This is a genomic window from Dietzia sp. HMSC21D01, from assembly GCF_001815995.1.
Taxonomy (GTDB): domain Bacteria; phylum Actinomycetota; class Actinomycetes; order Mycobacteriales; family Mycobacteriaceae; genus Dietzia; species Dietzia cinnamea.
This window is the reverse complement of sequence record NZ_KV823953.1, coordinates 1-9,810: the sequence shown is the minus strand read 5'-3', so window position 1 is coordinate 9,810 and position 9,810 is coordinate 1. Positions and strand designations below refer to the sequence as shown.

At 71.2% G+C, this 9,810-nt stretch carries 8 protein-coding genes; 1 reads left to right on the top strand and 7 read right to left on the bottom strand.

What is annotated here, in order from left to right; genetic code table 11:
• From HMPREF3086_RS19290 to HMPREF3086_RS10695, 6 genes are all read right to left on the bottom strand, one after another.
• Window positions 1-195: hypothetical protein (locus HMPREF3086_RS19290; protein WP_210401862.1), on the bottom strand; the 195-nt coding region annotated here is incomplete at its 3' end.
• Between the two features lie 241 nt (window positions 196-436).
• A complete protein-coding gene (locus HMPREF3086_RS10715) occupies window positions 437-1,561 on the bottom strand; it encodes an alpha/beta hydrolase (protein ID WP_061916266.1) in 1,125 nt (374 codons plus the stop codon).
• Window positions 1,562-1,755: 194 nt separating this feature from the next.
• Complete coding sequence (locus HMPREF3086_RS10710) at window positions 1,756-3,837, bottom strand: arabinofuranosyltransferase AftB family protein (RefSeq protein ID WP_083324402.1); 2,082 nt, start codon at window positions 3,835-3,837, stop codon at window positions 1,756-1,758.
• A gap of 16 nt (window positions 3,838-3,853) precedes the next feature.
• Window positions 3,854-4,891, bottom strand: coding sequence for a decaprenyl-phosphate phosphoribosyltransferase (locus HMPREF3086_RS10705; RefSeq protein ID WP_061916269.1), 1,038 nt, complete (start codon window positions 4,889-4,891; stop codon window positions 3,854-3,856).
• Window positions 4,888-5,505, bottom strand: coding sequence for a phosphatase PAP2 family protein (locus HMPREF3086_RS10700; protein WP_061916272.1), 618 nt, complete (start codon window positions 5,503-5,505; stop codon window positions 4,888-4,890). Before HMPREF3086_RS10700 ends, HMPREF3086_RS10705 begins: the two co-directional genes overlap by 4 nt.
• Window positions 5,498-7,498 (bottom strand): glycosyltransferase, encoded by a 2,001-nt coding sequence (locus HMPREF3086_RS10695; protein WP_061916275.1) that lies wholly within the window; start codon window positions 7,496-7,498, stop codon window positions 5,498-5,500. Before HMPREF3086_RS10695 ends, HMPREF3086_RS10700 begins: the two co-directional genes overlap by 8 nt.
• Window positions 7,499-7,746: 248 nt before the next feature.
• Here HMPREF3086_RS10695 and HMPREF3086_RS10690 point away from each other — a divergent pair, with 248 nt between their 5' ends.
• The gene (locus tag HMPREF3086_RS10690) at window positions 7,747-8,472 is read left to right on the top strand and encodes a peptidylprolyl isomerase (protein ID WP_070721799.1); all 726 of its coding nucleotides are present in this window, start codon (window positions 7,747-7,749) and stop codon (window positions 8,470-8,472) included.
• 17 nt (window positions 8,473-8,489) lie between these two features.
• Here HMPREF3086_RS10690 and HMPREF3086_RS10685 read toward each other — a convergent pair.
• Window positions 8,490-9,810, bottom strand: a 1,321-nt coding sequence (locus HMPREF3086_RS10685; protein WP_070721796.1) for a DUF5129 domain-containing protein, incomplete at its 5' end; no start/stop codon positions are given.

Sequence of the window (9,810 nt, the reverse complement as noted above, 5' to 3'; positions counted from 1 at the left end):
CGCGGCGGTCGTCGACCGCGGCTGAGCGGTCTGCGCGGGGCTGCTCTGCGCCGGGGTCGGACGGGTCGGGGTCTCCTGCGCCGCGGCGACGGGCGGCAGGACGAGGCCCGACCCCACCACCGACACCACGAGGGGAGCCGCGAGGAGGGACGCCCACCGGGAACGGGGGCTCGCGTGTGCGCTGGGGGTCGCCATGTGTTGTTCTCTTTCTTGCCGCGTCGTCTCGCCGGATCGTCTGGTGGGCGCGCGTCGCACCCGGCCCGCGTCACCCGTATAGGGGGCCCGGGTCCGCGGCGCGCCCGCGGGTTCCCCTCCCGCGGCCGAACCCGGTGGTCAGATGCGACCGGGGCCCCGCACAGAATCTACGCGCGGGGCCCCGGTGTGACGGGTGAGGACTCGCTGATGGGAGTCCGATTCGTCGGCTAACTCGGTGTGATCACCACGCGTGGGCGTCCATCACGTTCAGGATCTGCGCCGAGCGCGCCGCGATGAGGTCGTCGTTCCAGTAGCCCCACCCGTGGATGCCCGTGGTGCGGTACTCGAAGACGGCCTTGTTCGGGGCCGCGTTCATCGTGTTCTGGAACGCAAGGGTCGAGCCGCGGGACAGGCCCTCGAGGATGATGCCGTTGAACGTGTTGAACACGGCCTGCAGGCTCGAGGGCTGATCGTACTGGCCCGGGATCCCGGAGCCGGCGGTGACGTACATCGGGATGCCTCGCAGCTTGTCGGCGTTGAGCAGCGGGTCGTTGCGACCCCACGCCGGCGCGCCGGGCAGGCCCCACATGGCGAACGGGTCGCACTTGCACTGGTCGAACATCGCCAGCGGGATCATGGTGTACATGCCCGGGGCGGTCGGGTTCATGTAGCCGGAGAAGACCGACACCTGCTTGAACTGGTTCGGGTGGTTGGCCGCGAGCGTCGCGGCGGCGGAGCCGCCCATCGACAGACCGGCGATCGCGTTGTTGTCGCGCCGCACGCCGAAGTGGTCCGCCAGGTAGTTCGGCAGCTCGCGGGTCAGGAACGTCTCGTACTTGTACTCCAGCAGGTTGCCGCCCAGGTTGATGGGCCGCTGCCAGTCGGAGTAGAAGGACACCTGGCCGCCGACGGGCATGACCAGGGTGATGTTGTCCTGCAGGAAGATGCGCTGCGCCTGGGCGTCGTGGGTCCACGCGTTCCAGTCGTCACGCGCCCGCAGTCCGTCGAGCAGATAGAGACCGGCGTTGCCGCCGAAGCGCGCGGGCTGGACCTGCACCTTGATGTGCCGGTTCATCGCCGGGGACCACACGTGGCAGAGCTGGACCCAGGACGCGACGGGATCCCACTCGCAGCCCGGCCGCAGCCAATGGCGGAAACCGACCGGGTTCTCGTTGCCGCCGGCGGGCCGGAACGCGGGGGCGGCCGGCGGCGGGGCAGCCGAGCCGGCGGACCCGAGACTGGCAGAGGAACCCTGCTCGGTCGCCTGGGCGCCGGCCAGTGCCGGGGCGCCGACGAGGAGCCCTGCGGCCGTCGCCAGAGCGGTGAGCCCGGCGGCGAACCGGCGCCGGAGGGTGGAGTGGGACATTCGTTGGTTCCTTTGTTCGTTCCTGGTGCCCGCAGGGCATCGGTGACGTTCATCGGACCGGCCCCACCAGGGAAGGACCGGAACTGCGACATCGAGGTCATCGATACTGTCGCGCATTTTGGGACAGGTGTTACAGGTCGGGGACCGATTCGACCCCTGACTGTTACCGTTTCGAGACAACAGCGAGCGCCACCCTACCGAGTGCCCTGATACTTCTCCACCTCCTCAGGCATCGGTAAGCCGCACCTCTGCACCTCGTAAGCAGGGATTCTGTTGATCCGGTACTCGGCGAATGAGAATGCGTTCACCAGGTTGGACCATCGCCGCTCGGGGGTCAACGGGGCGGAGTACGACTCGATCAGCGCCTGCGTCGCCGGACACTGGAGCGCCACCTCGGCCTGGTTGACCCAGTTGACGTCGATCCACCGCGGGAAGTTGACCGGGTTCTCGATCACCTGCCTCTGCGCGAGCACCCAGTCGTACGGCAAGAACTTGTCGTGCCCGATCCGCCCGTCCTCCATCCGATCCGTGTGCGCGGCGAGCGGCGAGGCCAGGCCGACCGTGTCGTACACGCCCACGTCGAGGGGCAGGTTCATGCTGGTCATGCCCAGGTTGAGGAACACGACGGTCTTGACGGGGTCCTCGGGCAGTTCGAACGGCGCCAACCCGGGCATCGGGTGGTCGTAGGCGACGACGTCCCAGCGGTCCTGAAAACCCGGCACCGGCAGGAACACCGCCCCCGTCTCGTTGCGGGAGACGTCGCGCACGAGCGCGCGCATGCGCGGGAAGTCGAGGTAGTCGTCGGCGAGGAGCGGGTGTCTGTGCCCCGTGCGCTGGATGTAGAACTGCCGCTCGTCGACGATGCCGGCCGACGTGATGGACTCCGGCTCCTCGCGGAAGGGGTCCTCGACGACCTGGACGGTGACCGCCCATCCGATGACGACGAGCCACGCGGCCGCGGTCACGGGTACCGCCACCCGCCGCACGGAGGCGTCCGCGGACCCGCGGGCGGGCCCTACGGGCAGGGGCACCACCGCGACGGGCAGGAGAATCAGGAACAGGGACGGCAGCAGCACGCGGCCGTGCATGAAGTCACCGCCGACGCGGGTGACGTACAGCAGCATCACCAGGGCCACGACGAGGAACGCGACCGTGACGACCGGGGTGGAGCGGACCCGCCCCCGCAGGCGGAGCAGCCGGCCGCCCTCGTCGTCGTCACCCTCTCCTGACCCGGAATCCGCTACCGCCGGACCGGATTCGCTACCCCTGTGAAGGGAGCGGATCCCGAGTCGGAGTAGCGGAGGTCCGGACGACGCACCGGCCGTGCGACGTGGGGCCGTGCGGGCCCACAGGGCCACGAGGCCCGCGACGAGGACGGCGACGAGCGGCAGCAGCAGCACGTACGGCGCGAGCAGATCCCACAGGTACTCGGCGCCCTTGTCCCACTTCGCCCCGCCGGCGTCCTTGGCCACGGCCGTGAGCGGGTACGGCAGCGCGTAGTAGGACATCCGCCAGAGCTGGTAGACGACCGGCACCGTGCCCGCGATGACCACGAGCCAACCCAGGTGCCGCCACGACTGGCGGGACGCCGCCATCATCGCGAGGAACACCGCCGCCGCCAGCGCCATCTCGGGCCGCACGAGGGGCCCGAGGCCGGCGATGAACGCGATCGCCGCCGTCCCCGGCGCGGGCAGGCCGAAGCGGCCCTCGCGATGCGGGGACCGGGCCCAGAGCTGCAGGCCCAGCCACATGACGCCGATCCAGCAGATCACCAGCCCGGTCTCGAGTCCGGAACTGGCGAAGTCGCGGGCCGGCGGCAGCATGACATAGACGAGGACGCCGAACGGCAGGAGCAGCATCGGCCCGCCCGCCGGGGCGCGTCGGGTCCCGCGGTACATGACGCGGGCGCCCAGCATCGCGCACGCCACCGCCAGCATGCTCAGCGTGAGCGCCAGGCCCAGCGAGACCAGCTCGAGGCGGTAGCCGACGACCTCATGGGTGCCGTAGATGAGATAGGTCCACAACGTGGAGGTGTTGGACTCGACCCGCTCCCCCGCGTTGAACACCGGGCCGTTGCCGGCCACGAGGTTGCGGACCGTCCGCAGCACGATGAGACCGTCGTCGGCGATCCACCGCCGCTGCCATGCGCCGGCGAAGAAGATCGCCACCACCACGGCGAGCCCGGACCAGAAAACCGCGTCGCCCCGACCGCGTCCGACCACGTCGCGCGCCGAGACTCGGCGACCGCCACGGCTCTCCGCCGTCACCTCCGACATCGTGCGTCCGCCGGGATCACGCCAGCGACGGGACGATGTAGACCCCGATCACCACGGTCAGGACCCACAGCGCGGCGAGGACCTGCAGGACCCGGTCGCCCAGCGCGATGTCCTCGGGCTCGCCCGCCTGCGCGGCGTCGACGTCGACCGCGTAGCGCAGGACCGCGATGGTGAACGGCACGATCGAGATCTGAAGCCAGATCGCCGCGCCGGCCGGCTGGCTGGGGTCCGAGCCCCGGTCGTACGCCCACAGGGCGTAGCAGAGCACGAGCACGGTGGCCGAGAGCGTCCACACGAACCGCAGGTAGGTGGGGGTGTAGCTCTCCAGCGCCTTGCGGATCTTCGCGCCCGTCTTCAGGTGCAGGCTCAGCTCCGCGTACCGCTTGCCCGCCGCCATGAACAGCGAACCGAACGCCATGACGAGCAGGAACCACTGCGAGATCTCGACCTCGGCGGCCGCACCGCCGGCGACCGCGCGCAGCAGGAAGCCGGACGAGACGAACGCGATGTCGAGCACCGGCTGGTGCTTGAGCCCGAAGCAGTACATGAGCTGCAGCACGATGTACACGGCCACGACGATCGCCAGGGCCGGGTGCGCGAACAGCACGGAGATGACGAGCGCGGCGACGATGAGCACCACCGCCATCGCGTAGGCGAGGCCGACGGGCAGCACGCCGGCCGCGATGGGCCGGAAACGCTTGGTCGGGTGGGCGCGGTCGGCCTCGACGTCCATCGCGTCGTTGATGAGGTACACGCTCGAGGCGGCCATGCAGAACGCCACGAACGCGATGAAGACCGAGAACAGGACGCTGCCGTCGGTGAGCGTCTGCGACCCCGCCGCGGCGGGCGCCGCGATGACGAGGACGTTCTTGACCCACTGCCGCGGCCGGAGGGCCTTGACCATCCCGTCGAGCAGGTTCTTCGGGGGCGCGCCCCCGGACTCCTCGGCGGCCTCCTCGATGTCGTCGATCTCGTTGGCCGTGTGCGGTTCGGCGCCCAGGAGATGGTGTTCCGTCCCGCCCCGGGCGGCCGGCACTCCGGTCTGATCGGTCATCGCTTCTCCTCGGGAATCTGGGTGGCGCGCGGGCCCGCCGCGCCGTCGCGCAGTGCCCCGGGCAGGACCTGCTGGACCGCGTCCGAGGGCCAGACCGCGCGGGTGAGGGCGGCACAGCCCGCACCGACGGCGGCACCGGCGACCACATCCGAAGGGTAATGGACTCCGAGCACCAACCTGGACGCCAGCATCACCGGCACGAGCGCCGGCGCGACGGGCACCCCGGTCACCGCCCCCGCGAGCAGGGCGAACGCGGTCGTCGAGGTGGCGTGGGACGAGGGGAAGCTCAGTTTGGAGGGGGTGCCCACCCCCACGGCGACGGACGGGTGGTCCGGCCGGCGCCGACGCACGACGCGCTTGACGACGACGGACGTGGCGTGGGCGCCGAAGCTGCCGACGCCCACCATCGCCCAGCGACCCCGGCGGGCGGGATCGACGGCCATCCCGGCCGCCGCGATCGCCATCCAACCGAGGGCGTGCTCGCCGACGTGCGACAGCGTCACGGCCGCCTGACGCGACCCGGGCACCGCGAGCAGGCGCTTCTGCACCCCAGCCAGGAGCCGGACCTCGCCGGTGGGTACGGGGATCTCGACCGAACCCACGGGATCAGGCATCGAAGACACGGCTCCAGGCCTCCTTGGTCACGAGTTCGGTGTGGGCCTCGCGGTAGCGGCGCCGCATCTCGGGGAACCGCCGGTACAGCTCGCGGTGCAGCGCCGCCGACTCCTTGAACAGCGCGGCGGCCAGCTCGCGGTCGCGCTTGCGGTAGACCACCCCGCGGCCGTCGGCGGTGGTGACCGTGGCGCCGTCGACCCGGCTGAGCGAGTACCAGCGCGCCTCGATCGGCGGGAAGTTCGCCTGCGGCACCTCGTGGTGACGCTTGTCGTCCTTGCTCAGGGTGTGCGCGAGACCCCTGGCCAGCGCGACGGCCTTGCGGACCGGGCCGCGGGGCTCGGAGTGGATCCCGGCCGGGCCGCCCGACGGCGCGGGCAGGTCGACGGCCGACGGGATGACCACGGCGTCCGGGAACTCCGCGCGCATGGCCCGCACCTTGGGCAGCGCGGTGGGCAACAACTCGTACAGGGCCTCGGGGCCGCGGAGGAAGTCGCGGATCGCCTCGATCTGGATGGCCACCGTCGAGTACTCGAGGCAGACCAGGTGCTTGACCAGCGCCTTGAGGCTGGACTGCATGATCCCCTTGTGGTCGCCGTCGTGGTAGAGCGAGGCCACCACGAGGCGGTTACGCAGGTGGAAGTAGGCCTGCCAGTCGATCGCGTCGTCCTTGTCCGACCACGCCATGTGCCAGATCGCCACACCGGGCATGGTGACCGTCGGGTGGCCGGCGCGTCGCGCGCGCAGGCCGTACTCCGCGTCGTCCCACTTGATGAACAGCGGCAGCGGTTGGCCGATCTTCTCTGCCACGACGCGCGGGATGAGGCACATCCACCAGCCGTTGTAGTCCACGTCGATGCGGCGGTGCAGCGGCTTGGGGTTGTCGCGGTCCGTGAGCTGGTACGTGGAGAAGTCGTAGTCGTAGTCCGCGTGCGGGGCGGCGGTCCACATGAAGTCGTGAGCGCCCACCACCTCGCCCATCGTGTGCAGGTGGCTGCGCTCCTGCAGGTTGAGCATCTGCCCGCCGACCAGCATCGGGACGGTGGCGAAACGCCCGAACGCCAGCGCCCGCAGGATCGAGTCGGGTTCGATCTCGATGTCGTCGTCCATATACAGGATGTACGGCGAGTCCGTCAGCCTGCGCGCCTCGTACATGATGCGGCTGTAGCCGCCCGACCCGCCGAGGTTCGGCTGGTCGAAGATGTGCAGCCGGTCGCCGAGGAACTCCGCCGCATCCGCGAAGCCGGGCTCGTCGCGGACCTTCCTGTCGCCCTGGTCCGGCATGAGGACCGCGTCGATCACCGCGTCGACCTCGGGGTCGGACGTCAGCGCGCGCAGCGCGGCCACCGCGTCACCGGGCCGGTTGAACGTGGGAATCCCGACGGTCACGCGGCGGTCGTTGGGCACCTGCACGGCCGGGTCGGGTCGGCCGTCCGGGCCGGCGTCGGGGCGCGTGGCCGGGGCGTCGACGGCGGAGTACCAGCCGCCCGAGAGCAGCTCGACGTCCGTGTCGGAGGTGAGGTCGAACCAGATCCAGCCGCCGTCCTCGAACGGACCGAGGTCGCACACGAACTCGACCGTGGTGACCTGCCCGGCCTGACCCGGCTCGCCGACGACGTCGCCGGTGATCGCGATCCGGGAGCCGTCGATCTTCGAGCGGTACAGGTCGACGCGGCCGGCGCCCCGGACGGTCAGCCGCAGGACGACCTCGTCCAGGACCGTCCACCGGCGCCAGTAGGCCGCGGCGAACGCGTTGAAGTAGGTGGCGAAGGAGACCTCGGAGTCGGCGCCGATGCCGAGCGACGTCCGGGTGGACGAGTGGGCGCGGCGGGAGTTGGTGGGGGCCTCGTCGAGGTAGAGCGCGCGCACGTCGAGCGGCTCGCCGGCCCGCGGCAGGATGATCCGCTGGAGGCATTCCCGGCCACGTGGATCGGCGAGCGCGGCGACCGATCGCTCGACCTCGTCGACCAACTCGTGGTGGCCGTGATGTTCCATGTGTGCGTGTCCCCGTCCCGACGGCCGGGGCCGCCCTCGTCCACATTGCTGTGCCCTGTCGCACCTCCGCGCCCGCTGCGCCGCCGCCGGGGAGGCGCGGCCGTGGGACGAAAGCCGGGTCGATCGTACCCGTCGGGGCCGACGCACCCCGCCCACCACGCGCGGGGCCCACCCGCGCGCGTGCGGGCGACCACCCCGGCGCCTATGCGGGCGCCCACCCGGACGGGCTCACCACCTAGTCTCGTCCCATGCACCTCACCGCTTCGCCACGTCGCCGCCCGACCGTCCGCACCGCCCTCGGAGCGCTCGCCCTCGCCACGCCCCTGGCGCTGGCCGGCTGCGGGTCCGACGACGCGTCCTCCGACGAACAGGCCACCGGTGGGACGACCAGCGCGACCCAGAACGAAGGCCGCGAGTCGGGCGGCGACGTCGAGTGCCCGCCCGCCGAGGGCACCGACGAGCGCACGACCTCCTTCGACTCGGCCCCGCCGATGTGCCTGACCCCGGGGGTCGACTACTCGGCCGTCATCACCACCGACGCCGGGACCGTCACCGTGGACCTGCTCGAGGAGAAGGCCCCGGAGACGGTCAACAACTTCGTCTTCCTGGCCCGCCACAACTACTACGATGGCATCACCTTCCACCGCGTGATCCCCGGCTTCATGATCCAGGGCGGCGACCCGCAGGGCACCGGCAGCGGCGGCCCGGGTTACGAGTTCGACGACGAGCTGCCCGCGAGCGGCGAGTACGAGATCGGGTCGGTAGCCATGGCCAACGCCGGGCCGGACACCAACGGTTCGCAGTTCTTCATCGTCACCGGCGACTCCGGCGTCTCTCTGCCGCCGGACTACAGCCTCTTCGGCACCGTCACCGAGGGCATGGAGGCGGTCACCGCGATCGAGTCCGACGGCAGCCCGCAGGGTCGGCCCCAGACCACGCACACCATCGAGTCGGTGGAGATCGTCGAGGGCTGACGCGGCGAGGCGGCGGGTCAGTACCCGCTCGACCCGCCGCCGCCCGAGAACGACGCGTTGGAGTAGCTCGTGGTGGTCGAGCTCGCCGACTGCGCCGCCTGCACGTCCCGGGCGTGCCAGCTCGACACGACGTAATACGGGACGAAGCCGTTGTAGCCGTAGCCGGCGCGCCAGTCACGGTCGTACAGCCGGGGCGCGTGCCGGTCGCCCGCGTCATCGGCCGTCTTGACGTCCGACATCTCCCGCTCCCGGATCGCCTCCACGACGAGCCGGTAGTCCACCACCAGCCGCGCGTACCGGTCCATGAAGCCGGGTGCCTGCGTGTCACGGGCGAGTTCGTCCGCCCGCGCGTCCAGCGCCCGGGCCTCCGCGGCCAACCTCGCGTCCTTCGTCCCCAACGCGGCAGCGACCATGTCCTCGTGCAGCTCGCCGAGCTGGCGGCGGCGCACGTCGGGGTCGCCCTGCTCCATCCGGAACAGCTGGTCGATGTTCTTCTCCGCGATCTCCATCTGGTCGACCGTGGTGTGCGCGAGCTCGATGTCGGTGGCCTTGGCCCGGAACTCGGCGTCGGTCGAGTCGGGCCGCAGGTCCCCGATCCGGCCCATCACCGTGTCCAGCGAGAGGAACCGGTCCCGGACGTCCGCCCACTGGGACCTCAGCTCGTCGTCGGCCAGTGGGGAGGTGAGCGAGTTGGCGCGGACGTCCAACCCGGTGAGCTCCTGCGCGACCCGCCCGTATTCGCGGGAGACCCGGTCGTAACGCTCCCTCGCCGTCGTCGCCTTCTTCTTCCGGCTCGCCGCCACGCCCGCACCGATCGCGCCCGCGCCCACGACGCCCGCGCCGCCCAGCGCCCACGGAAGCCAGGCCGGCATGCCCTCCGGCTCCGGCGCGAGCACCGTGGGATCCGCTGCCGCCCGCGCCCCCGCGAGCAGCCCCGCAGCGTGGTTCTCGCGTCGCATCGGGTCCTTCATCGCCTCCAGCGCACCGTCGAGATGCGGGCCCTCGAAGATGTCGAGGGCGCCGCAGACGTCGTCGCCGCAGTAGATGCCGACCTTCCGCGATTCGGCGTCATTGGCCACGATCAGTGTGCCCGGCGCCCACTTCTCTTTGTCCTGCGCGACGAGGTCGGGCCGCTCGGACTGGGCGAAGCGCTCGACGGTGTCGTTGAGGTTGTCGCCGTCGTCGTCGAAGACCAGGTACTCGACGCGCTCGACCTGCGGCGGGAACGCAATGCGTGCGGTCTCGGCGCGCAGCAGGTCCTGGTCGCCGGACGACAGGACGCCGGCCCGGTCGGTCACGCCCACGGCCACCTCGGCGGCCGCCGGTGCCTCGGCCGGG